This window comes from Streptomyces violaceusniger Tu 4113 (assembly GCF_000147815.2).
Classification (GTDB): Bacteria; Actinomycetota; Actinomycetes; order Streptomycetales; family Streptomycetaceae; genus Streptomyces; species Streptomyces violaceusniger_A.
In genome coordinates this window covers 5,199,853-5,226,755 of the sequence record NC_015957.1, presented here as the reverse complement: position 1 = coordinate 5,226,755, position 26,903 = coordinate 5,199,853, and the positions used below count along the sequence as shown (strand labels likewise).

At 68.4% G+C, this 26,903-nt stretch carries 30 protein-coding genes and 2 pseudogenes; 21 read left to right on the top strand and 11 right to left on the bottom strand.

The window, feature by feature from the left end:
• Positions 1-35: 35 nt before the first annotated feature.
• Positions 36-713 carry a DsbA family oxidoreductase gene (locus tag STRVI_RS21600; RefSeq protein WP_251982699.1) on the bottom strand — a complete coding sequence of 226 codons (678 nt, stop codon included), beginning with the start codon at positions 711-713 and terminating at the stop codon, positions 36-38.
• The gene (locus STRVI_RS52815; RefSeq protein ID WP_014057770.1) at positions 701-853 is read right to left on the bottom strand and encodes a hypothetical protein; all 153 of its coding nucleotides are present in this window, start codon (positions 851-853) and stop codon (positions 701-703) included. Before STRVI_RS52815 ends, STRVI_RS21600 begins: the two co-directional genes overlap by 13 nt.
• A 77-nt stretch (positions 854-930) precedes the next feature.
• Between STRVI_RS52815 and STRVI_RS21595 the strand changes: the two genes are divergently transcribed.
• Positions 931-1,311, top strand: a complete 381-nt coding sequence (locus tag STRVI_RS21595) for a winged helix-turn-helix transcriptional regulator (protein ID WP_014057769.1) — start codon at positions 931-933, stop codon at positions 1,309-1,311.
• A 437-nt stretch (positions 1,312-1,748) separates the two neighbouring features.
• Here STRVI_RS21595 and STRVI_RS50040 read toward each other — a convergent pair whose 3' ends face one another.
• Positions 1,749-2,108 carry a hypothetical protein gene (locus STRVI_RS50040; RefSeq protein WP_043236283.1) on the bottom strand — a complete coding sequence of 120 codons (360 nt, stop codon included), beginning with the start codon at positions 2,106-2,108 and terminating at the stop codon, positions 1,749-1,751.
• Positions 2,109-2,521: 413 nt separating this feature from the next.
• Complete coding sequence (locus STRVI_RS21585) at positions 2,522-2,905, bottom strand: peptidoglycan-binding domain-containing protein (protein WP_014057767.1); 384 nt, start codon at positions 2,903-2,905, stop codon at positions 2,522-2,524.
• A gap of 329 nt (positions 2,906-3,234) precedes the next feature.
• Here STRVI_RS21585 and STRVI_RS21580 point away from each other — a divergent pair, with 329 nt between their 5' ends.
• The 4 genes from STRVI_RS21580 (at position 3,235) to STRVI_RS54640 (ending at position 6,841) form a co-directional block, all read left to right on the top strand.
• Complete coding sequence (locus tag STRVI_RS21580; RefSeq protein WP_251982698.1) at positions 3,235-3,963, top strand: peptidoglycan-binding protein; 729 nt, start codon at positions 3,235-3,237, stop codon at positions 3,961-3,963.
• Entirely contained in the window at positions 3,960-4,835 is an 876-nt protein-coding gene (locus STRVI_RS21575; protein WP_014057765.1) for a helix-turn-helix domain-containing protein, read from the top strand. Before STRVI_RS21580 ends, STRVI_RS21575 begins: the two co-directional genes overlap by 4 nt.
• 636 nt (positions 4,836-5,471) lie before the next feature.
• Positions 5,472-6,524 (top strand): fatty acid desaturase family protein, encoded by a 1,053-nt coding sequence (locus STRVI_RS21570; protein ID WP_014057693.1) that lies wholly within the window; start codon positions 5,472-5,474, stop codon positions 6,522-6,524.
• Between the two features lie 152 nt (positions 6,525-6,676).
• Complete coding sequence (locus STRVI_RS54640) at positions 6,677-6,841, top strand: hypothetical protein (RefSeq protein ID WP_251982691.1); 165 nt, start codon at positions 6,677-6,679, stop codon at positions 6,839-6,841.
• A 199-nt stretch (positions 6,842-7,040) separates the two neighbouring features.
• Here STRVI_RS54640 and STRVI_RS54635 read toward each other — a convergent pair whose 3' ends face one another.
• Positions 7,041-7,604: a hypothetical protein gene (locus tag STRVI_RS54635; RefSeq protein ID WP_251982692.1), complete on the bottom strand. Its 564-nt coding sequence runs from the start codon at positions 7,602-7,604 to the stop codon at positions 7,041-7,043.
• A gap of 1,312 nt (positions 7,605-8,916) precedes the next feature.
• On the opposite strand from STRVI_RS54635, the gene STRVI_RS52810 reads away from it, so the two are divergent.
• Complete coding sequence (locus tag STRVI_RS52810; protein ID WP_014057694.1) at positions 8,917-9,063, top strand: hypothetical protein; 147 nt, start codon at positions 8,917-8,919, stop codon at positions 9,061-9,063.
• Positions 9,064-9,075: 12 nt separating this feature from the next.
• Here STRVI_RS52810 and STRVI_RS21560 read toward each other — a convergent pair whose 3' ends face one another.
• From STRVI_RS21560 to STRVI_RS21550, 3 genes are read right to left on the bottom strand one after another with little or no spacing between them, the layout of a single operon-like run.
• Entirely contained in the window at positions 9,076-10,239 is a 1,164-nt protein-coding gene (locus STRVI_RS21560; RefSeq protein WP_014057695.1) for a hypothetical protein, read from the bottom strand.
• Entirely contained in the window at positions 10,236-10,565 is a 330-nt protein-coding gene (locus STRVI_RS21555) for a helix-turn-helix domain-containing protein (RefSeq protein WP_014057696.1), read from the bottom strand. Before STRVI_RS21555 ends, STRVI_RS21560 begins: the two co-directional genes overlap by 4 nt.
• Positions 10,562-11,641, bottom strand: a complete 1,080-nt coding sequence (locus tag STRVI_RS21550; protein WP_014057697.1) for a tyrosine-type recombinase/integrase — start codon at positions 11,639-11,641, stop codon at positions 10,562-10,564. The genes STRVI_RS21555 and STRVI_RS21550 overlap by 4 nt, the downstream gene beginning before the upstream one ends.
• 160 nt (positions 11,642-11,801) lie before the next feature.
• Between STRVI_RS21550 and STRVI_RS56035 the strand changes: the two are divergent.
• From STRVI_RS56035 to STRVI_RS50770, 7 genes and pseudogenes are all read left to right on the top strand, one after another.
• A pseudogene (locus STRVI_RS56035) lies at positions 11,802-11,975 on the top strand (DUF6245 family protein); the annotation flags it as partial.
• 124 nt (positions 11,976-12,099) lie between these two features.
• A complete protein-coding gene (locus tag STRVI_RS52125) occupies positions 12,100-12,483 on the top strand; it encodes an effector-associated constant component EACC1 (protein WP_014057698.1) in 384 nt (127 codons plus the stop codon).
• Positions 12,483-13,922 (top strand): caspase family protein, encoded by a 1,440-nt coding sequence (locus tag STRVI_RS46475; protein WP_014057699.1) that lies wholly within the window; start codon positions 12,483-12,485, stop codon positions 13,920-13,922. The genes STRVI_RS52125 and STRVI_RS46475 overlap by 1 nt, the downstream gene beginning before the upstream one ends.
• 641 nt (positions 13,923-14,563) lie before the next feature.
• Entirely contained in the window at positions 14,564-14,674 is a 111-nt protein-coding gene (locus tag STRVI_RS48260) for a transposase (RefSeq protein WP_078505316.1), read from the top strand.
• Positions 14,671-14,862: a hypothetical protein gene (locus STRVI_RS48255; protein WP_078505319.1), complete on the top strand. Its 192-nt coding sequence runs from the start codon at positions 14,671-14,673 to the stop codon at positions 14,860-14,862. Before STRVI_RS48260 ends, STRVI_RS48255 begins: the two co-directional genes overlap by 4 nt.
• A 70-nt stretch (positions 14,863-14,932) precedes the next feature.
• Entirely contained in the window at positions 14,933-15,430 is a 498-nt protein-coding gene (locus STRVI_RS50775; RefSeq protein WP_150112905.1) for an IS3 family transposase, read from the top strand.
• Between the two features lie 72 nt (positions 15,431-15,502).
• Entirely contained in the window at positions 15,503-15,757 is a 255-nt protein-coding gene (locus STRVI_RS50770; RefSeq protein WP_167543214.1) for an integrase core domain-containing protein, read from the top strand.
• A 243-nt stretch (positions 15,758-16,000) separates the two neighbouring features.
• Here STRVI_RS50770 and STRVI_RS21520 read toward each other — a convergent pair whose 3' ends face one another.
• Positions 16,001-18,478 (bottom strand): DEAD/DEAH box helicase, encoded by a 2,478-nt coding sequence (locus STRVI_RS21520; RefSeq protein ID WP_014057763.1) that lies wholly within the window; start codon positions 18,476-18,478, stop codon positions 16,001-16,003.
• A 510-nt stretch (positions 18,479-18,988) separates the two neighbouring features.
• Between STRVI_RS21520 and STRVI_RS48245 the strand changes: the two are divergent.
• The 7 genes and pseudogenes from STRVI_RS48245 (at position 18,989) to STRVI_RS21480 (ending at position 24,415) form a co-directional block, all read left to right on the top strand.
• Positions 18,989-19,992: pseudogene (locus STRVI_RS48245) on the top strand (IS5 family transposase).
• 70 nt (positions 19,993-20,062) lie between these two features.
• Positions 20,063-20,353: a hypothetical protein gene (locus tag STRVI_RS21505; RefSeq protein WP_208949157.1), complete on the top strand. Its 291-nt coding sequence runs from the start codon at positions 20,063-20,065 to the stop codon at positions 20,351-20,353.
• Complete coding sequence (locus tag STRVI_RS21500; RefSeq protein ID WP_014057760.1) at positions 20,350-21,030, top strand: ATP-binding protein; 681 nt, start codon at positions 20,350-20,352, stop codon at positions 21,028-21,030. Before STRVI_RS21505 ends, STRVI_RS21500 begins: the two co-directional genes overlap by 4 nt.
• A gap of 232 nt (positions 21,031-21,262) precedes the next feature.
• Positions 21,263-21,889: a hypothetical protein gene (locus tag STRVI_RS46470; RefSeq protein WP_014057759.1), complete on the top strand. Its 627-nt coding sequence runs from the start codon at positions 21,263-21,265 to the stop codon at positions 21,887-21,889.
• Positions 21,890-21,902: 13 nt separating this feature from the next.
• On the top strand, positions 21,903-22,259 hold the full coding sequence (locus STRVI_RS21490; RefSeq protein WP_014057758.1) for a hypothetical protein: 357 nt from the start codon (positions 21,903-21,905) through the stop codon (positions 22,257-22,259).
• Positions 22,260-22,487: 228 nt separating this feature from the next.
• Positions 22,488-22,853, top strand: coding sequence for a hypothetical protein (locus STRVI_RS21485; RefSeq protein ID WP_014057757.1), 366 nt, complete (start codon positions 22,488-22,490; stop codon positions 22,851-22,853).
• Positions 22,854-23,551: 698 nt separating this feature from the next.
• Positions 23,552-24,415 carry a hypothetical protein gene (locus STRVI_RS21480; RefSeq protein ID WP_043236276.1) on the top strand — a complete coding sequence of 288 codons (864 nt, stop codon included), beginning with the start codon at positions 23,552-23,554 and terminating at the stop codon, positions 24,413-24,415.
• Between the two features lie 96 nt (positions 24,416-24,511).
• On the opposite strand, the gene STRVI_RS48240 is transcribed toward STRVI_RS21480, so the two are convergent.
• Positions 24,512-25,443, bottom strand: a protein-coding gene (locus tag STRVI_RS48240; protein WP_435532578.1) for an IS5 family transposase whose coding sequence is annotated in 2 segments (ribosomal slippage) — positions 24,512-25,063 and positions 25,066-25,443 — 930 coding nt in all. Because the reading frame shifts where the segments join, the coding sequence is not laid out codon by codon here.
• Positions 25,444-25,642: 199 nt separating this feature from the next.
• On the opposite strand from STRVI_RS48240, the gene STRVI_RS21465 reads away from it, so the two are divergent.
• A complete protein-coding gene (locus STRVI_RS21465; protein WP_014057755.1) occupies positions 25,643-26,047 on the top strand; it encodes a YunG family protein in 405 nt (134 codons plus the stop codon).
• 11 nt (positions 26,048-26,058) lie between these two features.
• On the opposite strand, the gene istB is transcribed toward STRVI_RS21465, so the two are convergent.
• Positions 26,059-26,898 carry an IS21-like element helper ATPase IstB gene (gene istB / locus STRVI_RS21460; RefSeq protein WP_014057754.1) on the bottom strand — a complete coding sequence of 280 codons (840 nt, stop codon included), beginning with the start codon at positions 26,896-26,898 and terminating at the stop codon, positions 26,059-26,061.
• Positions 26,899-26,903: the final 5 nt, after the last annotated feature.

Sequence of the window (26,903 nt, the reverse complement as noted above, 5' to 3'; positions counted from 1 at the left end):
GCGCCGGGGGCCTGCCCGCTGCGGCAGGTGGACGCTCAGCGAGTTGCCGTGCCGGGTGTGGCAGCGGCCTTGTGCAGCGCGGACAGGAAGGTGTCGACCGGCTGCGCGCCGGAGAGGCCGTATGTGCGGTTCAGGGCGAAGAACGGCACTCCGCCGGCGCCGAGCGCCTGAGCCTGGCGGGTGTCCTGCAAAACGTCGGCCGCGTAGGCGTCGCCGGCGAGAACCGTGCGTGTCTCCTCGGCCGGGATCCCGACGTCGTTCCCGAGCCGGACGAGGGTCTCGGTGTCGTCGAGGATCTCGCCCTCGGTCAGGTGGGCGCGCATCAGCCGCTCGTGCGTCTGGGTGCCGAGGCCGTGGGCACGGCCCAGCTGATTGAGGCGGTGGGCATCGAAGGTGTTGACGAGGACGGCCCGGTCGAAGTCGTAGGCGAGTCCCTCTGCGGCCCCCAGCTGCGCGAGCTGTCCGGTCATCGCACGGACCTGGGCCGGTGAGCCGCCCGTCTTCCGGGCAAGGGCGTCGTACACGGCCTCCCGCGCGCCTTCACGGTGAGCGGGGTCGAGCTGGAAGCTGCGCCACACCACCTCGACTTCGTCTGCGTGTCCGAACTGGTCGAGTGCCTTGTCCAGCCGGCGCTTGCCGATGTAGCACCACGGGCACACGACGTCCGACCACACCTCGATCCGCAGTCGCTGCTGCCCGTTCACAGCGGGCACACCCCGTCCGGGCGGACGGGAGCGTCGCCGGCGCCGACGACGGCCAGGGCGGGGACGGGGACGGGTGCGGGTTCCTCGTCGGTCGGCGCGGGACCGGGCTGCGCCCCGGGTCCGGGGGCTTCATCCAGTGAGGTGTTCACGGGATCCTCCTTGGGTTACTTATTGTGCGTAACCTCAGTCTGCGGCAGCATGGGAGGAACCGGAAGGAGGCACTTTGATGTCAGTCACGAACATGAATGTGCCCGAGACCGTCAAAGCGACCGACGACTGTGCCGTGCGTGAGGTGCTCGACCTGGTGGGCGACAAGTGGAGCGTGCTGATCGTCGTCCTCCTCGGCCGGCGCACCCACCGCTTCTCCGAGCTGCACCGCGCCATCGAAGGGATCAGCCAGCGCATGCTCACCCTGACCCTGCGCGCGTTGGCCCGCGACGGCCTCATCACCCGTACCCCGCATGCGACTGTCCCGCCCCGGGTCGACTACGAGCTGACCGACCTCGGCCGGACCCTGCTGGACCCCCTGACGGCGCTGGACACCTGGGCCAACACCCACCGCGAAGAGATCCGGGCCGCCCGCCGACGCCACGACCAGGCCTCCTGAAGCGTGCCGTGGAAGCGTGCGTCCGGCCAGGACGGCACGCGGCAGCCGCAGCGTTGAGGGCAGGAGCCGTCACCGGGGACGGCCGTCTCCCGAACGGGACGGCCACAAGGCCGGCCCCGTCCGCTGCCGGCCGGCCGACGGGGATTCCCCCTCGCCCCGCCTTCGGCCGTGCTCTCCACGAGAAGCAGCAACGCGGCGCCGTCCCCTCGCCGGCCCCTGCACCCGATGTCCCGTCTGCCCGGGCCCGCCCCGCTCCGCCTGCGGCGCCCCCTGCGGTCCCGGCAAAGGAGACGCCTGTCGGGCCTGTTCCGGCCTGTTCTGGCGGATGAGGAGCGCGGCCGCGCCTATCAGTACCGGGGGTGCCGCGATGCGGCTCGACCGGACCGCGGCGGCCCGTGGAGGCAAAGAGCGTCTGTTCTTCTGCGGGTTCCGGCCTGTCAGGGGCGGACTGGACGGCGGAACCAGTGACCGGACCGCCGCTGGGACAGCAGGATCACGATGGTGACACCGACCGCGCACAGGACCAGCCCGACGGGTTGCCCCTGCCCCATGGTGCCGAACCCGATGAAGAGCATCAGCGAAGCGAGGAAGATCGCTGTACCCCGTGAGTTGGGCTTCCGCCTGGGAAAGCGCAGAGCGCAGATCAGGCCCAGGAACGCCGGGAGAGACGTGACGGAGATCGAGCCGGCCGCTTGCGCATCGCCCCTCGCGACGGCGAGCACCATGGCGAGCAGGCCGAACCCGCCCATCACGAAGAACAGCACCTGCGCGGCCCGGACCTGCCCCGGCATCGCCATCGGCTGGAGGTGGTGGTATCCGCCCGGGGCCCCGGGCCCGTCCGGATACGACTGATAGGGCGGCTGCGCCTGATACGGGGCGGGATCGTACCCGGCGGATCCTCCTTGACCAGCGCCGTTCCACCCTGGCTGTTGTTGACTGGACATGATCATGACCCTACCAGCGTCTCCAAGGACGCACCGATGTACGGCAATTACCCCTCTGGGCGGTCAGGACGGCGCGTCACACCTGAAGCCGGGCACCCCTCGGCCCGGCGATACGGCGCCGGCCCCCGCGAAGCTCGAACTCCCGCGCCGTTGACGGTCCGCCCCTCGACGCGTGACCCCGCCCGCGTAGCGCCGCCGCATTCACGGAGCACCTCAAGCTGCGTAAGACGTGCGGCCTCGCCGGTCACGAGGAGACGCTCACCCGCTTAGGGGTGTGACCCGTGGGGCACGTATGCCTTGCAGTAGTTGCTGTAGTAGCCGTCGTCGGTGATTATCCAGAAGCCGGTGCTCTTGCCGACGACGCTGTCGGCGTGGAGGCCGTACCGGCCCTGGTACCAGGCCACCCAGTCGGCGGTGCTGGTGCCGAATGCCGCGTCCTCGGTGAGCGGGCCGCTGCTCTTGCCGTAGTACGTCTTGTAGTAGTTGTTGACGGCGTGCTGGACGCACCAGACGCCGTGTCCGGTGTCTCCTTTGCTGATGGTGCTGGGCGGGGTGGCGGCTGTGGCGGGCGGGGCGAGCAGGGAGCCGATGCCGAGGGCGGCGGTTGCGGCGAGCAGGCCGGCCCGCACGCTGAGGGTCTTGAGGCGCATGTGGTGTCCCTTCGTGGATGGTCGGGGCGGCACGGGGTGGACCGCGCCGCCCGGTGTGCGTCACCGAGTCTGCTGGCCCTTGCCGGTGGTCCGGCAGCAACCGCGGGCGACTGAGGGGTTCGTGGGACGTCCCGTGCTCTGACCTGATGGGATGTCGCCGGGCATGACGTGACGCCGGGACGCCGGCGGGCCGGGCGGTGGCGTGAAGATGTCCGAAAGGTGTGTACGGAGGCGCGCGCGCCAGGAGCCGGGGACCTCGCACAGGCGTATAACACCACCCAGGGGGCGTTTGCGTAGCCTCCGGCGAGTGAACGCGGATGGGGTGGAACGTGTCGCGTTGGAAGGCGTTTCCGGATTCTCTCGACGACCGGGTGCAGCAGTTGGTCGTCCAGCTGCGGCGGCTGAAGGACCGCAGCGGATTGAGCCTGTCGTCGATGGCGTCCAAGACCGGCTACAGCCGCTCCTCCTGGGAGCGCTACCTCAACGGAAAGGCGCTGGCGCCGCGAGAGGCAGTGGAGGCACTGGCGCGGGTGTGCGGCGTAGGGACGGCACGGCTCCTGGTGCTCCATGAGCTTGCTGAAGAGGCCTGGCGGATGGAAGACGCAGCCACCGCAGCGGCGGACATCCCGACGCGGGGCGGCGCCCGCCGGGCAGTGCTGATCGGTGTCCTCACGACTGTGCTGCTCGGCGCACTGGTCGTCGGCCTGCTGGTCGCGGCGCCGTGGAGCGACCACGGGAACAGTGGGAAGGGCACGGCGGCCACGGCCCATGGGGTCTTCGCCTACCAGCCGGGAAAGACCTACCCTTGCGCGGTCAGGCGGAAGAACGGACAGCTGTACGCGGGGTACAGCACCACCCGCACCGCCGTGCTGAGCCGGCCGGGATGGGACGTGGTAGAGGCCCAGTGCTTGCTGGATCATCTGGGTTTCGACCCGGGCGGTGTGGACGGCGTCGACGGGGAGATGACGACGCGGGCCGTCAAGCGGCTGCAGGAGAAAGCCGGGCTGGCGACGGACGGCCTGGTGGGTCCGCAGACCTGGAAGGTGCTTCGGGGGTGAAGGACGTCGAGGCGGGCACCGCGGCGCTCGCATGTGCACGGCTTGCTCAGGAGCTGCGCCGGCTGAGAGTGCGTACGGGCCTGAGCATGGCCGCGTTGGCCAAGGAAACCGCGTACAGCAAGTCCTCCTGGGAGCGCTATCTCAATGGCAGGCAACTCGCTCCGCGCCAGGCCGTCGAGTCACTGTGTGCGATGGCGGGGGAACCGCCCGAGCGCATGGTGGCGCTGTGGGAACTGGCCGATCTGGAGTGGAGCGGGCGGGCCCGGAAGGCAGTGCGCCCCGCAGCCGAAAGAGCGGTGGCGCGGCCGGACAGCGATCAGCGGGACGAGGGCGGCCCGCCCGCTGATCGTGCCGGACAGAGTCCGGAGGGGGGCGTGCGCACCAGGCTGCGCGTGCGGGCCCTCGCCATCGCTGCCGTCTGCGCGGTCGGCCTGGCGACGGCGGTGTGGGCGGCCGTGCTCTCCGGCACGGGGGCCGGCGAGCGGGCGGGGCGGGCCTCGCCTCCCGCGGCAGTCGCCCCTGGATGTCGCGCGCAGATGTGCACGGGCAAAAGCCCGGAGCTGATGGGCTGCGGCAGGCCCGGGCGAGTCCGGACACTCGGCCCGCAGCGCACCACCTCCACCGGTGCACGGCTCGAAATCAGGTACAGCGCGGAGTGCAGCGCCGCATGGGCACGGATGTGGCGCTCACACGCCGGCGACACCCTGGAAGTGTCGGTACCGGGCGGCCGGCCACAACGGGTCGGGGCCGCCGACACATACGACGAGGAGAACTTCCTCTTCACTCCCATGGTCGGCGGCCGGGATCTCACCGGCCTCCGGGTGTGCTTCGAGCCGGCGGCCAGCGGACGCGAGGAGTGCTTCCGGCGCTGACCGGCCGGATTCACCCGCTCCCGCTCCCGCTGCCCGGCTGGGCGGGCCAGCCGCCGAGCCGGGCGAGTGGGCCCCGCCGTTTGGCCCGGACCTTCGCAGGGCTTCGCGGCCGTATCCCAGGGGCTGATGGGCGACCGGGCCTGGGAGTTCCCGGCCGCCGGCGGCTCGGTGCCCGCCCCCCGGGACGTTGCTTCCGGCCGCTCGCTGCGGCGGGCCCGTGCCGAGCGGACTGGCTCGGCGCCGCCGGCCTGTGCCACAACGGGCCTTACTCCATGGTGTGGTTCGGGCTGAACGGGGGGCTGGCACGCTCGTGGCCGGTGGGGGCCGGGGCATCTTCGCGGTGGGCCGTGTCCCGCACCACCGGCATGGTGGCCGGCGCGCAGCGGTGATCGTGGTGCGGTGGTGATCGTGGTGCGGCGTGGCAGGAGTGGTTCCTCCAGGACGCCGGCGTGGCGCGGGTTTTCCGGCGTGGTGGTCTCTGGGAGCTGGGGTGGGGGGTGTTGCTGGCCCCCTTGGGGGTGCTGGGGTTGGCCCCCGGTGTGGCGGGGGTGTTGGCGCCATGGCGCAGCATGACCCCTGGTCCGTACGTTTGAGCAGGTCAGTGCGTTGTTGGCCGATTCAGGACCGGAGTCTTCCATGTCTGAGACCGTCGCGCTGTCTGTGTCCACCGCACCCGGTGGCGCCGCCGGGCAGCGGGGGAGTGAGTTCACTGCGCTGCTGCGGAAGGTCAGGGGGCGGGGGCTGTTGGAGCGTCGCAGGGGCTGGTACGCGCGGATGATCGCCGTGAACCTCCTGGTCCTGGCCGCGGTGGTGACGGGGTTGGTCCTGGCCGGGGACACCTGGTGGACGCTGTTGTTGGCTGTGCCGCTGGCCGTCTGGTCTGCCCGCACCGCTTACGTCGGCCACGATGCCGGGCACGCCCAGATCGCCGTGGGCCGCCGGGCGAATCGCGCTATCGGACTGCTCCACGGCAATCTGCTTCTGGGCATGAGTTACGCGTGGTGGAACGACAAGCACAACCGGCACCACGCCAACCCCAATCACATCGAGAAGGACCCGGACGTCGGCGCCGGCGCGCTGGTGTGGACTGCGGAGCAGGCGGCTGTGCGCCGCGGGTTCGCCCGTTGGGTCACCCGCCACCAGGCGTGGCTGTTCTTCCCGATGCTGCTGCTGGAAGGCATTGCCCTGAAGGTGAGCAGTGTGAAGGACCTGTGGCGGCAGCCGGTGGGCGGGCGGGCTGTGGAGGGCGTGCTGCTGGCGCTGCATGCGGCCGGTTACGGTGCCCTGCTGCTGACCTGCCTGCCGGTGGGGAAGGCGGTGGTGTTCGGGCTGCTTCATCAGGCGCTTTTCGGGCTCCATCTGGGAATGGCTTTCGCGCCCAATCACAAGGGCATGGAGATGCCCGGCCCGGCGGGGGAGCGGTGGGGTCATCTGCGCCGTCAGGTCCTGACTTCGCGTAACGTGCGGGGCGGGCCGGTCACGGACTGGCTTCTGGGCGGGCTGAACTACCAGATCGAGCACCATCTCTTCCCGAACATGCCCAGGTGTCACCTTGGGCTCGTACAGCCTCTGGTGCGGGAACACTGCCGCAGTCTCGGGCTCCCGTATGCCGAGACCGGGCTGCTGGACTCCTATCGGCAAGGGCTGCGGCACATGCACGCGGTCGGCGGTGCGGCCCGGCCCGAGTGAGAGCGCGGGCGGCTGCGGGGACACCGGAGCCGGTCCGGGCGCGTGGCGGCCGGCGCGGGGTGGACGGGGTGACCACCACGGCGCCGTCCTCGTCCGCCCGGACGTGGCCGGCGGGTTGAGCGATGACCTGTCCGGGCTGGAGACCCGCTCGGGTGCAACGGGTCACGCAGCCCGTCGTGTTCGCGGTTTTGCCACGTGGCGGCAAGCCATTCGTCGAGAAGTTCCTGCAGCTGGGGCAGCGACCAGAGCGGTTGCTTGTCCAGGTTGCGGCCGCGGTGGTCGGCACTGCGTCCGGTGTGGCCCGCGCGGCGAACTGAGCGAAGAGCGTGCCGACGGAGTCAGGCATCTTCTCCACGTGCCCCTTCTGGAACGGGGACGCCGTGTGCGTGGGCTGGAAGTCGGTCTCCAGGAAGCGGCAGGACGCCTTGACGTGCCGGGGAGATGAACGCTTTGCCGTGATCGCAGACGATCATCTCTGGCACGATCACCGGCCTCGCGGCAGCGTGTTCCAGGCGTTCATCGATGTCCAGCAGCCGCCGGTGCGGCAGCACCGATCGCGACATCCGCAGGGCGTCGGCCCGGCCCGGCCGCATCAGTTCCGGGGTGACCGTGCGGGCCGGCGGCACGCTTGTGTCGACCGCCTTCGTGGTGGGCCGCAGCACCGCTGCGGTCACCGTCCTGGTCGTGACATCGACCATGCCAGTTGAGTTCGACTTTTCCGACCCCCCCGTCATCGAGGCGGACCAGCACGTCCAGCGGAGTGGAGTCGATCTGCACCACCTCGCCCGGCGCGAACACCGTCCACTGCCCGAACGGGGCCTTCGCCCCGTGGGCGCGCGAGCGCCGGTCGCGGGCCGTTCCCGAGACGGGACTGCCCTGCGACAGCTTGGCCAGCAGTCGGCAGAGCGTTGCTCGAGACGGCAGCCCAGCCGTCTCACCCTTCTCCCGCAGGATTTCGCCGGTCCGCCAGATGATGTAGGTGCCGGTGCGGGTGGAGTCGTCCTCGCCCTCTTTGATCGCCTTCCGCATGGCCTCGACCACCGCGTCATCGACTGTGCCGGACTGCGGCTTCCTGCGCACCGGGCGCCGGTCGGCCGGCCCCAGCAGCCCTTCGGCCTGGTAGCGACGGCGGAAGTTGCCGACCGTACTCCTGCACGCCGAGCTCCTCAAGGCCATCGCCCCGGAGTGGGCGTCCTTGCTCGCGCTGCCCTCCAACCGGCGCGGCCAGGACCTGTACGCCCGGCTCGGCTAGGAGTATGCCGGCCCCTACCGCAACACCGCCGACGGCCCCGAGTTCGGCCTGCTCCTCCTCAAGGTCGAGGACGCAGCCTGACCCCCTCCAGTACCGATGTTCACGAGAGGCGCTTCACCGCGGGCCGGGCGGCCCCTGCCGGTCCAGCTCCTCCTGGAGCCAGTCAGGCAGCTCAGCGCGGTCGGCCGGAGGGCTGGGGCTTGCAGTGTGCTGCGCGGAGAGCTCCCGCCCGGCACGGGGAGCTGGGTGGGAGCGGTACCGTCCCCTCCAGCCGTTCTTCAGCACAAGGGGACAGCGTTGCCTTCCAGGGAGGTCACCGGGCCCAATGAGCACACCGCCCTTCTGCGCACGCTCATCCAGTAATCGGCCGGTTCCAGTGGTGCCGGTGCCTTTCAGGCCTGACGGTCAGTGGAGGCACTCCCACTCGACGATCATCGCGCGCAGGTCGGCGCGATCGGTCCGTACCGGAAGGCTCGTGCCCGGCCGGACCTCGGCGGCGTGGTTGAACGGCACGCGCACGTGCCGGGTGACCCAAACTGGACTCTCTGCATGGCTCCTACTCGACCCCGAAGAGCCCCGTGAGTTCAGCGAAACTGAAGCCTGTTCAGCGGGAACTCGCGGGTCGGTCCGTGTGCATCAGCTGGGAGTGTCGGCCGGTTCGGTGGGAACGCGGGAGTTCATAGCTGCGAGGTGGCGGCCTTCCACGTGAACTGCGAGTGCTCGTGCCGCGGCTTCCTGGCCGACATCGCTGGCGGTCGCATAGAAGTTGAGGCCGAGCTCCTCCAGCGCTTCGGGAGCAACTCGTGCAGGGTCGTAGCCTGCTTCGGCGCAATGATCGAGCCAACTTTGCGATGTGATGGCGCATTTGTGGCTACATGCTGCTCACAGCCCCATAAACCTGACACCGCTGTGACCTGCGAGATCGCCAAAAGCCTGCGAAGAAAGTTACAGGAACCAGCGAGGGATTCACTGGAACCCGCGACATTTTCGCAGGTGAGAGGCGTATTGAGGATTTCTCTCGCTGCCGGAAAGCAGCTAGAGCCGGGCTCGTCGCCTTCGTCGGATGGATCGACGGGACACCCGAAAACACGGCCGGGTGTCCTGCGGATCTCTTCGCCGTGCAGCAGGAGGTGGCACGCGATGCCTGAGAGTCAGCAGTCGGCCCGGGAGCCCGAGTCGGAAAGCGCAGATCAGGCGGAGCGTCGCAAGAACCGGCGCCACGAGCTGTGGCTCAAGGTGCTGGACGTGGCGGGGAAGGTTGCAGGCAAGGCCCTCGACCAGCGGTAACCCCCGGACATGTCAAAGGCCCGGAGGAAGCCGGGCCCTGACCATGCGATGCACGCAATGAGTGGGTTCGTCCCGAGTTCTCTGGTTTGCAGACCAGAGGACAGCGTACTGATATTGCCCCACCTTGATCCTGCTGGTGGGGTTGCGAAAGATCAGCCCGGCCCGCTTGGCCCAGGCGAACAGCGAACGCAGGGCGACGAGTTGATCGTGGCGCTGGCGCCCGTGCAGCGTCTGGGCGTGGGCGAGGACGTCGTCGCGGGTCACCTCTCGCAGGTGGTCGTAGCGGTTCGACCACTCCAGCAAGGCTGGTCGGACCCGGTTGAGGTGGAGCCAGACCGTGCCTGATTGCCGCGGGAGGCTGCGGGGACCGCCATCGCGTAGGACTCGGGTCCACCGCTCGGCCTCCGAGCGGATGCCGGGTGCGAGGCCCTCCAGTCTCTCGGCGAGCCAGCGTTCGAAGGAGGGTTCGCTGTCGTCCTCGAAGATCCCCATCTCCTCCAGGACTGTGACTGTGTGGAGGACGGGAAGATCGCGGGTCCGGAGCAGGGCGAAGATCTCGCTGTGTCGGATGACGTCGCCCTCGACGTACCCGGTGAGGACGAGGGCCAGGCCGCGGTTGACGGCGAAGCGGATGTCGCGTCCCCAGCCCCGGGCCTCGGCAAGCTGGTGAGCGAGGTACTTCGCCCAGGCCAGCCAGGGGCTGACCAGGTCGGCGACGGCCGGGTCGAGTCGGCTGTAGTCCCGCGGGATCTGCTCGAACAGCGGCAGCTGCCTCCAGCCAGGATTCGGCCTCCAGGCCGGTGCGGGCGGCGGCTTGCACGAGGCACCCCACCGTCCTCCGTGCGGCCGAGGGGTGGGTACCGATCCGTGGCGGTGGTGCATGCCCATGAAAAACAGCTGGTGGTGCCGGACGGCGCCGAGCCGGTCCCTCACGTCCGCCTCGTCTGCTTGTTGGCCGGCGACGGCCTTGGCACTGAAGCGGGCCTGGCACCAGCACAGACGGCAGTAGTCCCACTTCAGCGGTTGGACACGGCGGCAGCCGACGCAGGCGGCTGTCTTGTGGCTGCGGCCGAACATGTAGCAGGCAGGGCAGAGGCGTCCGCTGAAGTTCCCCCAGGCCAGACAGCTGCCGCAGGAGTCGGTGGGCTTGCGATGGCCCTTCGGATACCGGCTCATGCTGGCGGCAGCGACCGGCCGTCGCGGCGCTTGGGGACCACCGCCGGGGCGACGGTTCTGGAGCCGACCGCGGCTTGGCCGACATCCTCTCGCCCGGGGCGGTTGACCTTCTCCGGCTCGGGAATCAGCAGGTCACCGATCTCGCAGCCGAGCACGACGCAGATGACATCCAGGTCCTCCAGCTTGAGGGAGACCGGCTGACCGGACCACAGCCCGGACATCTTCCCCGCCGAGATCACCAACCCGTGTTCGGCCAGGCTTCGTTGGAGCTCGGACGCCTTCCAGATACCCTTGTTCGCGGCGGTCAGCCGCAGGTTCCACCTCATCGGACCAGCCCTTCCAGCCGCTTCGCGGCCCGCTCGGTCCCGGCGACCCAGGCGTCCTCGACCCGGGTCTGCTGGACGTGGACGTATCGCATCGTCGTGGCGATCCAGGAATGTCCCAGAACCTCCTGAATTGCGAGCAGGTCCAGCCCGTTCGCATAGAGCTGGGATGCACAGAAATGCCGCAGGACGTGCGGCGTCAGCTTCTCGCCCCAGCCCGGCAGATGCGCCTTGGCCGCCCCCTTGAGCCCGCCGCGCAGGGCGTCGTCGCCCACCCGGCGCGAGGAGCCGTCGGCGCATCTGCGCTCGGAGGGGAACAGCGGGGCGCCGGGGCGGGTGTGGTCGTCGTCGAACTGGCCCCACACGTCCTCGATGAACCATCGCAGCGTGCGGTCGGCGCCGTTGATCAGCGGCACCATGCGCTCGCGCGGCCCAGATCCGCGGGCGCCCTTGCCGTGGCGGACGTGGAGCTTGCCGAAGCGGCCCAGGTCCCACTTAATGTCGGCCAAGTCGAGCTTGCACGCTTCGCTCACCCGCAGGCCGACCTGTGACATCAGCTTCGAGGCCGTGTAGTTCCGGGCGGTCGGGGCGAACTTGCGGCAGGTGGCCAGCTCGCCGCCCCAGCCGGTGAACAGTGTCTCGACCTCCGGCTCGCTCGGAGGGATCCGCAGCTGGGCGTCCTTGGCGCCTCGCGGCCGGTTCATCTCGTCGATCGGGCACTCGACTACCCGGCCGGTCATCCGGTGGATTTCGACCTTGTGCCGCAGCTCCAGGAACATGAAGTACGTGCTCAGTGCCTGTGACCGGCCCAGCCGAGTGCCGCTGGGCGAGTGCCGCAGCACCTTCCCGAAGTACGCGTCCGCGTCGGCAGGCTCCATGTCCCACAGGGGCCGGCCGAACCAGGTCCTGATCTGGTCCAGGTGCCCGACGTCCCCGCGGATCGTGCCGTCCGCCAGGCCGGCCGAGGCCCGCGCGAGGACGAACCCGGACAGCACGTCGGTCTCGAACCGCTCCAGTTCCTCCGCCGTCGCGGGCGCCCAGCGCTCACGCAGGTCCCGTACGACTGCCAGCGCCGCCAACCCGAGCCTCCTCGCCTTCGGCCCGACTGCGGAGGTCGGACACGGTGAGAACGCTTCAAGAATCCCGAAGTTACGTCACAAGACCACAGAGCACACGAAGGAGGAAGAACCCCCTGGCCACAGGGGCAAGGACTCAGCGGGGCTCAGGGGAACTCCCGGGATGTCGCACACCATGAGGTCGGCCCGGGTCCCGCTGGCCGCCGCGCACGCGACGACGGGGCTGCACACGCTGCTCGGCGTGATCTCCGCCAGCCAGGACGCGGTCGCTACCGGAGACGTGGACACGCTGGCGGCGCAGGCGGGGCAGCTGGAGGCGGCCCGGGAGCCGTTGCAGAACGCGATGAACCCCCCTCCTGCCCCCGGGACAGCGCCGGCGGCGGTGTGGACGGCGTGGCCAGCCATGACACGAGTTGGTCGATCGCTATGCTCGGCTTGGTATGAACGGGGTGGGGGTAGGAATGGCTTCCGATGTAGAGCTGACGATCACGACGGGCACGGCGAAGTTCGCTCTGGAGGACCAGCGCTGGTTAGATCAAGTAGCGACACTGCACGCCGCCCTGCGCGGGGAGGCCGGGACAATATCCCGGCGAGGTGTCCCGGAGCCAGGCGCGAAGGGTGCTGTGGAGGCCGTGATCCTCGCCCTGGGCTCGTCCGGCGCGTTGACCGCTGCGGTGGCGTGCTTCCGGACCTGGCTGGCGCGGGACAAGACACGGGCCCTGACGGTGACGTGGACCGATGACCAGGGCGCCGAGCAGACGCTGACGGTCACCGGCAACAACGTCGATCAAGCATCATTCCAGGCCCTGGCGGAGGGCGTCGGCAGGCGTCTCGGAGCCGACTGATGCCGGCCGACCCGCACTACCGCGCGTTGCTGATCGGAAACGCTACTTTCCCTCGCGACCCCCATGCGCTGCTGACTCTGCGCGGACCGTTGGTCGACATCGAGAAACTCGGACAAGCACTGACCGATGACAAGGTCGGGCTGTTCCCTCCTGACAACGTCCTGTCCCTGCCGGACAAGGGAGTTCAGGAACTGCGGGAAGAGCTAGACCAATTCTTCACCACTGCAGGGCGCGAGGACGTGCTGCTGCTGTATTACAGCGGCCACGGCCAGCTCGATGAACACGGGCGCCTGTACCTGTGCGCCGGCGACACCACGCCGGACCGGCTCCGCGCCACGACGCTGAGCGCCGCGGAGATCAACAACATGATCGACAGCTCAGCCGCCGCGACCACTATCATCGTGCTCGACTGCTGCCACAGCGGCACGTTCAAGACAGGCGCCAGCCTGGCCTCTCCGGTGGCAGGCAAGGGCCGGTACGTCCTGGCCAGCAACAGGGCCACGCAGCTCGCACGCGATGCCGAAGTAGAGGGGCAGCCCAGCCCATTCACCGGAATGCTCGTGCACGGCCTGCGGCACGCCCAGTCCACCAGCTACCTCACGGTCCGTGAGCTCTACGACCAGGTGCACCACTGGATGACCAAGAGCACCCCCCTGCCCCCACAGCTGAGCTTCGCCGGGGAGGGCGACGTCGCCATCGCCCGCCGAAAGAAGAACCGTCCTCGGCCAAGACCCGCGATCCCCCCAGCGCCTGACCTCCTGCGCGCCCCCCTTGCCGGCATCAGGAAGAAGCCGACTGCCGAACCCGCCACCCAGACGCCCTCCCCGCGTCACCTCGAATCCGACCCGCCGCCGACCACGCGCGGATCAGTGACACTCATCGAAGGGCGCGGAAGCACAATCTGGGAGTGGGCCGGCAACTGGGGCTATGCCGGCCCCTGGAGCATCCTGTTGCTGGTGATACCCGCGTACTACCAGTTTTTGGCGTACCACATGGTGCCTACTGTGTGGGACTTTCTCGGCATAAAGTTTAATGGCCCGGACGAAAACCTGTCCGGGGGGATCGGGCTGCAAGCCGTACAGCTCGTTCTCTTCCTCACCCTGATATTTGGTCCCTGTACGGTCGTCCTGGGGGTCATTGGTGGACTCATAGGAGTTTTGGCGTCGCCGTTGAGGCTGCAGGTCGATGGTGTCGCCCTCTCCAAACTCGGGCGCGGCGGGAAGGTGGTGGACCGAAGCTGGGACGACATCACCAAGGTATACGTGAAGGCCGGCACGAAGGCACTCACCGTGCGCATCGCTCCGGGGACCAAGCAAGCAGACTTCGACAGCTGGGATATTCGCCCCGCTAACCCGCTGGCGGCGAGAGAGTTCATCCGTCTCGTCCGGTTCTATGCCTCCTCGAAGTTCGAAGACCCAAAGCCGGACAGCAGCAAGTAGGCCCCGGATTCCGCCCAGTCGTGCCGGGGCCCCTTGTGAGAATGCTCGCCGTGCCGACGCCCCGTCCCGGGGCCAGCTGTTGGAAACGCGCTCAGTGCTGCACCTGGTGACCCTCGGCGCCGAAAGCGGCGAGTACGGCAAGATTCATACCAACTGGGGCCTTGAGTACGGCGCCGTCACCACTGCCCAGATCATCCGCGGCTGACCCCTGCCCTCACCCGCGGCGCCCTGCCCCGATTCAGACACCCGGGGGCAGCCCTTGGGACAGCAGCAGTCCGCCCTTCAGGGTGATGCCGCGGCGATCCGGTCGGAGTATGTGCGGTGCGCCTTGCGCCCGGCCGGGGTGGAGCTGTCGTCGGCGAGGGGATGCACTGCTCCAAAGCGGCATGGTGGAGCGCGAGCGAGGCGGTGACACGCACCGAGTAGCCCTGCCCCTGGTGCTCACCGCCGAATGCATCGCTCCTACCCCAACACCAAGATCAAGGAGTTCCGGAGGACAGGCCGATGGCCCGAACGCCGGCGGGCACCACGATGAGCCTCAGGCAAGCAGGCCCTGTGAGAGGCCGGGGTGGGGTGAAGCTTCCCCTGGTGACTGGACACCTGGAGACTGGAACATGAGGTTCCGGAGGAAGTAGTGCCAGGTGGGTAGTCAGTACTCGAAGCGGTATTCGGAGGAGTTCAAGCGGGACGCGATCGCGTTGGCCCGTTCCTCCAGCAAGACGATCACGGAGGTCGCGCGGGATCTGGGGTGAGCCCTGAGAGCCTGCGCGGCTGGGTCAAGCGTGACCGGATCGACCGTGGTGAGAGCGGGGCGGGTGAGCTGACCAGCGCCGAGCGCGAAGAGCTCAAGCAGTTGCGCAGGCAGAATGTCGAGCAGCAGAAGACGATCGAGATCCTGAAAAAAGCTGCGGCCTTCTTCGCCCAGGACAGCGACCGGTGAACGAGGTCTGCCGGTTCATCGCTGCGGAGAAGGCCACGTATCCGGTGGCCCTGCCGTGCCGTGCCGTGCCGTGTCCTGGCTGTGGCCCGCTCCTTATGCCTGGCTGGAGGCCGAGGAGGCGCGGCAGGAACGCGAGCGCGCGGATGAGGCCCTGGCCCACGAGATCACAGTGATCCACCTCGCTTCGAAGGGTGCCTACGGTGTCCCGCGCGTGCACGCCGAGCTGCGGCGACTGGGCCGGACCATCAACCGCAAGCGGGTTGAGCGGATCATGCGCGAACGCCGGATCACCGGTGTCACGCGCCGAAAACGCCGCTCGCTGACCCGCCCCGACCGGCAGGCACGGCCGGCCCCAGACCTGATCGGGCATGATTTCACCGCCACCCGGCCAGGCACCCGGCTGGTCGGGGACATCACGTACCTGCCCACCCGCGAGGGCTGGCTGTACCTGGCCTGCTGGCTGGACCTGGCTACGCGCGAGGTGGTCGGCTACGCGATGGCCGACCACCACCGCGCCTCCCTGGTAGTCGACGCGCTGCGGACGGCCCACGGCCGGGGCGACCCATAACCCGGCCGCATCATGCACAGCGACCGCGGTAGCGAATACACCTCGGCTGAATTCCGGGCCGAGATAAGCAGGTTGGGACTTCGGCAAAGCACCGGCCGGACCGGCTCATGCTTTGACAACGCCGCAGCCGAGAGCTTCTGGGCCGTACTCAAGGAAGAGATCGGCATCCGGCTCTGGCCCGACCGGGCCACCGCCCGCGCCGAGGCCTTCGCCTTCATCGAGACCTTCTACAACCGGCGCCGCCTCCGCAAGCACCCTCTCTTCGGGTACCTCACACCCCACGAGACGCGACAGCGGTTCCGTAACGACCACGTACTCGCAGCGTAGAAGAAGAGTGTCCAGGACCAATCCGAGCACTTAGCCTGGTTAATTTCCTGCAACTCTGTTTATGGCTAGGGTGGTTGGAAAGGTTCCCGCTCCGCGGTCACCTTTGGACTGGCCAGAGTGAAGTCCTCCCCGTGGCGCTGAATCAGGTAGGAGTCGACTCAACGTCAGGATCGTTTCGGCCTGCCGGGGTTCCTGAGTTACTGGCTCCATGTGCCTTTCTGCTGCTTCCATAGAAGCGGAAAACTATGGAAGATTCGAGATGTGGGTGTCCCCCTTTTCCGTAGCTGCCGGGACGGTGTCGCGCCAGTCGCCTTGAAGGATCTCTTCCATCAACTGATCTTGTTTTTGGGTGAGTTGGCCGGTGGTCTGTTTGGTTCGGACCTTGCAGAGCCACGGGCCGATCATGATCCGGTCGCCGTCGGCTTCGATCCATTCCCGAGCGCCGGGCGGGCGGCCCCAGCGTTCCACGAACAGCCGGAGGATCTCCGCGGTCTGCTGGAAGGTACGGCGAGTCCGCTTCGACACCGTGCCGATCATCATCCCTGCGGGAAGCGGGGTTTGGTTGGGGGTCAGCTTGAGGCGGGTGAGGAGATCTCGTTGTCCAGGGGCCAGTTGGTCCCAGGAGGTGTGCTGACGGTGCAGCCAGCTCCCGGCCTTCACTCCCTCAATCACGGTGTCGCGGCGCAGTGTTGCGGGGTCGTGGCCGGCTTCGAGGTGGCGTTTGAGGAGGTGGTACTTGCGGTGCCAATCGGGGCCGTACGGAAGGGTCCAGTCGGGGTCGAGGGCGGTGAGCTCGGCGTCGCGTTCGGGGGCAAGGCGGTTTTTTCGGGCCAGGGCGCGTTGGTCGACGAGGAACTGGCCGCCGGGTTGGTGGGCGGGGATGGCGAGGTGACCGTGCTCTGTCTGGTAGGCGGTGACGGTGGTGAGGTGGCCTTGCCAGGTGGCTTCGTGGTCGTCCCAGATCATGCCGAGTGCGTCGAGTTCAGCGATCCACTCTGGGGTGAGGGTTCCTTGCTGGTGGGCTGTGCGTTGGCCGGTGATGAAGGTGCCCAGGTGGTAGCCGTAGGCGTCCTCGTAGTCTGCGGGGACGCGCAGGTGCTGGTGTTCGGTGTAGAAGCGGGTGGCGGCGGCCAGGCCGGCTCTCCGCGGGGCGGAGAGGGTGGTTCCGTCGGCGGGCCAGGAGAGGAGGTCCATGGCTTGAGCGATGGTGTTGGGATCGAGGGTGAAGTCGAAGCGGAAGCGGCGGGCGATCAGAGTGTGGGTGTCGCGTTCGAGGCGCTGGTTGGGGTTTTTGCGGGGTGCGCGGGCGGCGATGGTCTGGTCGTGGTGTCTGAGGGCTGCGGTGACCAGCCACAAGGCTTCGTAGGGGGTGGCGAGCAGGTCGGTGGGGTCGGCGCGGGGTGGGATGTAGGCAGGGATGATGAGGCTGGCTGTCTTGGTCTCGAGGGTGGGGGGTTTGCGCAGTGCGCGGCCCAGGGCCTGGACGATCCGGCGGACGCTGGCGGTACGGTCGGCGAATACCACTCCATCCACAGATGGCAGGTCGATGCCCTCCCCCAGGACCTGGGCGTTGGTGAGGACGGCACGGTCGGCGTCGGCGAAGTCGGTCAGGATGTCGTGGCGCTGGCCCGGGGTGTGGGTGCCGTTGATCGACTGCACGACCAGGTCCTCGGCCCAGTCCGGGCGCTGCTCGCGGGTGAGGGTGCGCAGGGTGTGGGGGAACTGGCGGGCGAAGTCCGTGGCATCGGCGATCTGCTGGAAATAGATGATCAGGTGATGGAGGTCGTGTTCGGCCATCGCCTTGAGGACGGCGAGGTGCAGGGCTGTCGTCCGGCGGGCGGTTGGGGCGAAGCCGGAGTGGGCGTCTGGGTCGGCGAGGGCGGTGCGCAGGGTGGTGTCGGTGATGGTGGGTACGACCAGCTGGTAGTCCGCGAGGACTCCGTCTTCGATGGCCTGGGCGTGGGAGTAGGTGTGCAGGCGTGGGCCGAAGGTTTTGATGTCTGCCATGGAGGCGACCAGTGAGGGTGCATCCCATTCTGGGGCCGTGGCCGCGGTGCGCTTGGGTACCGGACGGGACGTGGGTGCCTCTGTCAGACGCGGCGGCTCCCACTCGTAGGGGGTCGCGGTGAGGTAGAGACGGCGGTCGGCCGGGATGCGGGTGTTGTCGTGCAGGGCTGTCCACTCTTTGTCCCAGCTGCCTGCGGTGCGGTGTGCCTCGTCCACGATCAGCAGATCGAAGACTGGGGCCGGGGCGCGGGTGTGCTGGCTCTGCTCGATCTTCGGCAGCGAGTCGAGGGTGACGAAGACGGTGGCGTGCTCGTGCCGGGCCAGCCACGACGCCAGCCTCTCCCCTGAGTTCGTACTCGTGACGGCTGCCCCGGCGAGCAGCGGGTGCTTGTCTGCGCGCAGCGAGGACACTGCGATCATCGGCTCGCGGCGTCCGTCTCTGCGGGCGGCTTGGGCCCATTGCGCGATCAGGTCCAGGCTCGGCACTGCGATCAGAAGATGCTGGACGGTCAGGGCTTCGGCCGTACGCAATGCCGTCACGGTCTTGCCGGTACCGCACGCCGAGACCGTGTGCCCACGCGTATGCGGGCGCGCGAGATGACGTGCTGCGCTGTCGACCGCCTGCTGCTGATCCGGGCGTAGCGTGAGCCGGATCGGACGGGCCCGGGTCGGAGTGGCTGAAGCCTCAGCCACGGGCTCAGGGCTGGAAGACATGACGTACAACCTCAACTCACGAAAGGGGCAGTCAACGGAATTCATCCTCCCGCACGTGAGCGAGCTGGCGCGGGGTAGACCTCACACATTTGACGCTCGACGTGCTCCCTGGCCTAAAGTCCGGGGATCCCGGCCTGGGCCGTCCGGCCCTTCCAGGGGCGGCGCCCGGAGTGGGGCCGCAGGATGTGCTAAGCCCTGTACAGCGGTTGGGATCCGACGCTACGCCGAAGGAACGCGCACACGGATGTGCTCCCGGCACGCCGAGGGCTCGCCGCGCCGGGAGCCGTTCTCAGACACAGGGAGCGAGCAGGCCCTCCAGCGCCGAGCGCTCGTCAGTGTCGACGGTCAGGCCGTACACGTGCTTCACCGAGATCCAGGCACGGCTGTAGGTGCAGCGGTAGCTGGCCAGCGGAGGCTGCCAGCTAGCGGGGGCCTAGGGCGCGTATCGAGTCGTGATCAATCTGCGGTATTCGCTCTCGCGGCGGGTTCTGGTCCGGTAGATCTTCTTGTGTGACGCGAGTGCAACTGACAGACGCAGAGTGGGAGTTCATCGGGCCGTACCTGCCGATCGGCGAGTACGGCCCGTATCCCGAGCGGTTGCGGGAGCAGTTCGAGGGTGTGATCTGGCGGTTTAAGACCGGCGGGCAGTGGCGGGAGATGCCGCAGGAGTTCGGCGCCTGGTCGACCGTGCACAACCGCTTCCGGCAGTGGCGTGACGCCGGCGTCTTCGAGGCCCTGCTGGAGTGCCTGATCGCGGAAGCGGCGAAGCGGGGTGAGGTGGACCTGTCCCTGGTCAGTATCGACTCCACCACCGCGCGGGCACACCACGAGGCCGCCGGGATGCACCTGGGCGAAGACATCCTCAGCGCACTGGAGAAGGCTGCGGCCGAGGCGGAGAAGGCCAGGTCAAAGGGGGCAGCCTCGAAGAACAAAGCGGGCAGGACGTCACAGCAGATCCCGGGCGGGAGGAGCGACGACGCATCCGGTATCGACGAAGAGTCCGTCTGAAGGCCGCTCTTCTCGGACGCTCCAGGGGCGGGCAGACCAGCAAGGTCCATCTGGCCGCCGACCGCAAGTGCCGCCCGCTGGCATTCGTGCTGACCGCAGGCCAGGCCGCGGACAGTCCGCAGTTCATCCCGGTACTCAAGAAGTTACGGGTCCGCGGCCCCGTCGGCCGCCCCCGCACCCGGCCGGACGCGGTCGCCGCCGACAAGGCCTACTCCTCCCGCGGCAACCGGGCCCACCTGCGCCAACGCGGCATCAAGGCCGTGATCCCGGAGAAGAAGGACCAAGCCTCCAACCGGAAGAAGAAAGGCTCCGGGGGCGGTCGACCCGTCAGCCACGACGCCGCTCTCTACAAGGAGAGGAACACCGTCGAGCGCCTGATCAACAAGCTCAAGGCCTGGCGAGGAATCGCCACTCGATACGACAAGACCCCGGACAGCTACCTCGCCGGCCTCCACCTACCAGCCTCGATGATCTGGATCAAAGACCTCACCCGGACCACCGATTGATCACAACTCGATACACGCCCTAGGGGCCGCTGTGCTGGCCGAGGCGGCCAGCGAGGAACAGGTCCGTCAGGTGCGTAACGCCCGGAAGGCCAGGGCGCGGCGGCTGCGCGCGGACCTGAAGGCCGCCGCGAAGCTGCGCCGCTCCCGCTTCCAGGCTGTCACCAGCGCCGTCGCGCCCGAACGGCTGGGGACGCTGACCGCGGCGGAAGCCGAGGCCGAACTGCGCGCGCAGCCTGCCTCTAACCGCCGCGAGACCAACCCCGGCTACATCCCGCCGCCGCCCGTTCCCGAGGGCTGGGCACGCCCGGTGCAGCCGCAGGACGCTCCCTCGGAGCCCGGTACGCCCCAGAAGCACGCATGATTGACCTCGACTTGGAATACGGCCGACTCCCTGCGGAAGACACAGATCACTTCCACCGCCTGGATGCCCACCTGGTGGCCACCGAGCCCCTGATGACCACCCTGGACAACGTCGAAGCCACAATCGAGGCCAAGGCCATGATGTGCGCCTTCGGGCCGGCCGGCTGCGGAAAGACGATGTCGGTGAACTCAGCGCTGCGCAAGCTCGCCCCCGAGCACACCTACCGTTTGGAACTGCGCTCCGGCCCCACCCCCCGCGACATCCGCCACGGCCTGTTCCACGCACTTGGACTGCCCGGCGAACCGCCCACCCGGCCCATCGAATTCGACACCCTGCTGAAGGAAACCCTGGCACAGACGTTCCGAGTGCTGGTGTGCGACGAAGCCCAGTGGATGGGCCGCAGCTCATTCGAGTACTGGCGGCACCTGTGGGATGACCGCAAGACCGACATCGCGGTGATCTTCGCCGGCGGCGACAACTGCTACAAGGTCCTCAAACGGGAGCCGATGCTCGCGTCACGGATGTTCATCTGGCAGAAGTTCCAGCGCATGCCCGAAGACGAGGTCGTCGCCAATGTGCCCGCCTCCACTCGATGTGGCAGAGCACCGACCCGCAGAGGATCCGCGACATCGACCGCGCTGCGGCGCACGGCAACTTCCGCAACTGGGCCACCTTGACCAAGCACATGCTCAACGGCATGAAGAGGAAGGGGCTGAGCGCAATCAACGACGACCTGATCCAGTGGGTCTACAGCAAGGTCGCCGGCATGTAGGAGAGGCGCACGGTCCGCGGGCGGCCCGCTCCTTCTCCGTTCGCGGACCGCCCGCACCACACCGGGCTGCCAGGCAACCCCGGGCCAGCGCCCGCGGGGACGGTCAGGGGCAGCCGAGAAGATCAGGAGTGAGGCGCATGTACCGGGGCGAGGTGAGGGTCGTGGTGGACGAACAGGACGACCTGTTCTCCACACGGGTGGCGCTGCAGGCGCACCGCCCCGCCGAGGGCTGCATCACCGTGCAGCCCACACCCGCCAGCGCCCTTCCGGCCGCGCTGGCGCACGACGTGCTGTACGCGCTGGGCAAGCGTCTGGCGCCAGCTTCCGGTGCCGCTGATGCCCTGCTGGACTCGGTGAAGGCGGCGTGGCTGGCCGCGGCCGCCTGGAGCGTCGCAGAGGGCATCCGGCACGTGGTGCTCCTGCGTGCCCACCTGCTGACGACCCGGCGGGTCGAGCAGTTGTTGGCCTGGCGCGATATGGCGGGAATCCATCTGACCTTGGTGTGGCAGGCCGCCCCGCGCCGGATCCCGCCGGCCCTTGCCCCGCTGATGCACCGTGTCAGCAGCCGGGAGCAGTTCGAGGCCGTGCTGTCCGGGCCGGGGCCAGTGCCTGCCTACCCGGCGTATTCTCCGGGCCCGGGCAGCCCCGGCGGCCGCCGGGGCTGCACGACGCCGGAGCCGTCGTGCGCGGGCGGGTCAGGAACAGGAAGGGTGTTCCTCGGCGGCTGCGACGGCGGTCTTGGCCGAGGCCGCCCCTCCTGTTGAGATCACGCCGGAGATGGCCGCCGCGCTGGCCACGCTGGCGCATCCCCTGACCGCGGGAGGGTTGAGCGTGCCGGCCTTCACCGACAGCGCGCTAGGCCGTCTGCGGTGGATCCGGGACCTGGACCTCACCCCAGACATCAGCGTCCTGAAGACACACACGCCCAGTCACCGACAGTGCCGTTTGCACTCCGTCCCCGCCTGGGCACGCCCCTTGCTGGCCGCTGCCCGTGCCCACCACCGTCTGGCGCCTTCGCCCGGGGGGTACGTGTTCGCCCCCTTGTTCCCGGCCGAGGCGAAACATCTGCGCGCACACGCCCAGCGCCTCGCCGAGACGGGCCTGCCCCTGGCAGGCAGCTTCCTGGCCTGCTGAGCAGTAGGCCCTGCCTGCGCGCCACAGTCCACAGGCAGGTGTCGTAGGCGCGTCCGTCAAACAGTTGGTTTCGAGGGTTGAGAACGGCGAGAACGCCGCCCCAGTGTTGCGAACCGTCGCAGCAGCAAGGCGGGGGTAGCAGGAGGAACTGCCGCACCAGGCCGAAGAACGAGAGCGAGCCGCACGTACTCGCGGACAATGCTCAGGACAAGCAGAGGATGGGGAAGTATGAATCAGGTGGACCGTGCCGTGCTGGTCACTGCCGTCTCGGAAATGGCAGTGTTGCGCGCGCTCCAGCTCGCAGGGAACCGGCTCCTGGGCAAGCGAGGCCGCTCCGTTCGCGGACCGATGAAGGCCGTGGAACCCTGGTCGATCCATGTCCACCTGCAAGTGCAAGAACACGAGTTCGACGCTCTGCTCACGGACGCCTGGCAGATTCCCGTCGCGGTCGGCCTGCCGGACGACCTCCTCGATGCACTCGACAAACACGTGCGTAACTTGCTGGCAGCAGGAATCGAGTTTCGCCGCAACGACCTCCTGCTGACCTTGTCCCGGCTCCCCCAGCAACCTGTGCTGCCGTGGGACTCGCAATGACCCATGCGTACCGCCATGATGCTGGCGAAAGCAGCCACAGCGCACGCCTCGCCCGGGGTACCGACAGCACTCGCTCACTGGCCCAGGTCGCCTGACGACCGACCAGGTACTCATGGACGGCCCGGGTGCTTTGTATGACGCGCCGCATCCTGTCTTCTTTTCCGAGGCGCCAGGGCGCACAGACACCTTCGATGGTCGGCCAGAGGAGCCTGGCGGGTGGGGCAGTTGAGGCACGATCGAGGTATCGGCGCCCTCGTCGGTGAGCAGCCATCAAATAGGGATGGGTAGGACGCGCCGCTGCGGTGCGCCGGGAGGAGCGAAGCGCGCGGGCAAGAGAGCCCTCATGGGGCTCGTGCGCGCGTGCCTCGCGGTGGTGATCGTCTGTCCTTTTGCCGGCCCGGTGGCAGGCCGACGCGCCACGAGAGGCGGGACTGCGGGATGCCCCAGTCGGGCCTCAGCGTTGGATGAGGCCGCTGCCCTGGCACATCTCGCACGGTTCCTGCGTGACCGGGTGGCGTCCGTTGCCGTCGCAATCGGGGCAGCTCTGTGTGTTCGTCGTCATGCAGACCAGGCTGGCGAGAATCGCTTCAGGCTGCTGGCCGACAAAATCGGGGTAGTTTCCAGGTCGCCGGAATGCAAGCCGTGTCCGACAGTGCTGCCATGCTTGTCTGGTGCGGCAGAGATTGATGAACGTTCAGATGGATCTGACCGAGACGGGCGTCGTCCTACAGAATCTCTACGGATGGCCGGATTGGACGGTCGAGGTCGACATGGACTGGCGGACCTGGTCCGCCGGGGACGTCCGTGCCATCCCGCCACCGGGCACCCGTCGCAACGCCCGCAGGCCCACCGATGACCTCGAGCTGGTCCGCCGGATCAAGATGACGGCCGAGGCGAGCCAAGAAGCGCCCCGCAGCTCGATCTGGCTGGCCTCACTCGCCCTCCCCACCCCCCATGGCAAGAAGCCGGACGGCGTGCGATTGCGCGCCGAGACCTTCTCGATCATGTACAGGTACGCGGTGCGGCTCGGGCTGTCTCCCAAACGCGCCATCCACGCCGTCTACGGCCTCAAGCTGGTGGAAGCTCCGAATGAGCGTGCGCTGCCCCACCGCACGTACGAGCGGTGGAAAGCGCAGGCCCGCAACACCATCAACCCGGCCACGGGCCGGCCGTACCTGCCGGAATTCGACCTCGAGCGTGACGGACCGCGGCGGTGGCCGATCGGCCGACACCCGCTTGAGCCCCGAAAAGCCCCTCCGGCAGTGCCGAAGCCAGTCCGGGAGGGGCCATATGCCGGCCGCACGTTGCGCCTGACCGTGACGCGAACACCACCACCGGCATGCGCGGTGCGCGAGGCCCACGAGGGGCGACACATCATCGGTCCGGATCTCGTCATCGAGGGACGCTGGACCAAGGGCAAGGAGCAGGTGCCGGAGCTTCCGTTGCTGCAAGCGCTCAGTCCCATCGAGACAGTCCGTCGGGTGCAGTCCCTGGTCAAAGAGCTGGAAGAACGCTACCCCGGGGCCGAGGTCACAGCGACGGTCACCAACAGAACGGCCTGACAACATCGGCGGTCCGGACCGTACCCGGACCCAGTAGCGCAGCTGAACAAGAAGGAGCCACACGGACGCAAGGCCAGCTAGGACTTGTCCGGGCGATCATGTGCGAAGCCAAATGACCAGCGCGGCTGTGGTGGCTGTGCCGAGGAAGACGTAGCCGCGTTTGTCGTAGCGAGTGGCCACGGCCCGGGACTGCTTCAACCTGTTGATCGCCCGCTCGACCGTGTTGCGCTTCTTGTACCGTTCCTCGTCGAAGCCGGGTGGCCGTCCGCCGCGTGAGCCTTTACGCAGGCGGGCGGCCTGACTGTCGGACTTCTCCGGGATGATGTGCCGGATGCCCCGTCGTCGCAGGTAGTCGCGGCAGGGCCCGTTGCTGTAGGCCTTGTCAGCGGCGAGGCTGTCGGGCTTTGTGCGCGGTCTGCCCGGCCCCGGCCGTGGAACGCGGATCTTCTCCAGCACCGGCTGGAACTGGGTGCAGTCCGCCCGCTGTCCACCGGTGACAATCAGGGACAGCGGGCGGCAGCGGCCGTCGGCGCTCAGGTGGAGCTTGCTCGTGAGTCCGCCGCGCGAGCGGCCCAGTCCCTCACCTCCTGCACCACCTCCACCAGCCGGGCGAGCAGGCTCTGCCACGGAGGCTCGTCCTGGTGTTCTGCTGTTTCGGCCCCCTTTGACGCGGCTGCCGGCGGCGGATCTGTGCGAGCACCGGCCGCGTGCTGATGAGCGCGCACGATGGTCGAGTCGACCGCCAGGTCCCAGTCGATGTCGCCCGCGGCGTCGGCCGCGGCTTGGACCTGCTGCAGCAGGCGTTCCCAGGTGCCGTCGGCCGACCATAGCCGGTGGCGTTCATAGACGGTCTTCCACGGTCCGAACCGTTCGGGCAGATCACGCCACTGCACCCCGGTGCGCACGCGGTGCAGGATCCCGTCGATCACCTGTCGATGATCCCGCCACCTGCCACAACGTCCATTGCTGACCGGCAGGAACGGCCGCAGTCGTTCCCACTCCGCATCCGTCAGATCACCCCGCCCCATGCCACATCAACGATTTGTCCACGGACAGCGGTCCGTCCGGGTGAGCGGACTTTTCAGGTCCCTGTGGGCGGACAGTTGATCTCCCTGTCCGGTACTACTTTTCGTCCCTCGCGTGGGCGATGGTTGGGGCGGGGCGGCAGGAGTGCAGCTCAGGTGCCGCGCCAACTTCGGTGTCAGTGGTGACTGCGATGCTGTCGGCATGATCCCTTGGAACCTGCTCGACCTGGACAGCGCCTTGCGTGCCAGCTGGGCCGCTGACACCTGCTCCCCGGACGATCTCGCTCGCTCTGGCTGGCAGCCAGAGAACCCGGCCTGGGGGCACTGTGACATCACGGCTTTGATCGTCAATGACGTCTTCGGTGGCGACCTCATGGCCGGCGAGGTGCACTCCGACGGGGTCCAGCACGGTTTCCATATGTGGAACCGGCTGGCCAGCCGCATCGAGATCGATCTGACACGCGAGCAGTTCCAGCGGGGCCAGACCGTCACCGAGGGCCATGTTGTGAAACGCCCGCCGGGCCCTTTGCGCCGATGGGACGAGTACCTCCTCCTTCGTAACCGGGTCATCGAGCACCTCGGGTTTCTGCCGGAGCCTGCTGCCTGAGCTGGTCAGGGTCAGCCCGGCTGGTGCAGTGGGACGACGCCCTGGCCGGTGGTGGCCTGGGTCAGCCGCAGCGAAGAGCCCTCGGTGAGGACGACGTGGGCATGGTGCAGGAGCCGGTCGACGGCGGCGGTGGCGAGCGTCTTGGGCATGATCGAATCGAATCCCGAGGGATGAAGGTTGCTCGTCACGATCACCGACCGGCGTTCGTAGGCGGCATCGATCACGCGGTAGAACGCCTCGGCGGCGGCCTGGCCGGAGGGCAGCATGCCGATGTCGTCGACGATGATGAGGTCGGACCGGGTGATCTTCGCGACGGCCTTGGAGACCGTGTTGTCGACGGTCGCGCGTCCGAGGTGGGCGGTGAGCGATTCGAGGGTGAACCAGGAGACCTTCATCCCCTCGTCGATCGCCTTGTTCGCCAGCGCCTCGGCCAGGTGGCTTTTCCCCGTGCCGGAGGGGCCCGCGCAGGCCAGGTTCTCCGCGCGGGAGACCCATTCCAGGGTCATCAGCGCGTGCAGGGTCGGGGCGGGGATGGAGGAGTCCTCCTCCCGCCAGGAGTCGAAGGTCTTGCCCGAGGGGAGCTGGGCCTGTTTGCGGTGGTTACGGCGGGTGGCGTCGTCGCGGCCCTTGATCTCTTCTTCCAGCAGGATCCGCACGACTTCGGCCGGGTCCCAGCGTTGGGAGCGGGCGGTGGCCAGCACGTCCGGGGCGGCTCTGCGCAGATAAGGGAACCGCATCCGCTTGAGTACGGCTTCCAGCTCGGCCGGGATCGGCGGTGCGGTCGGCGCCGGAGGCAGGGGCGAGGGTGAGGGGACGGTCCCGGGCGGATCGGCAACGGCAGCGGTGGCCATCGTCA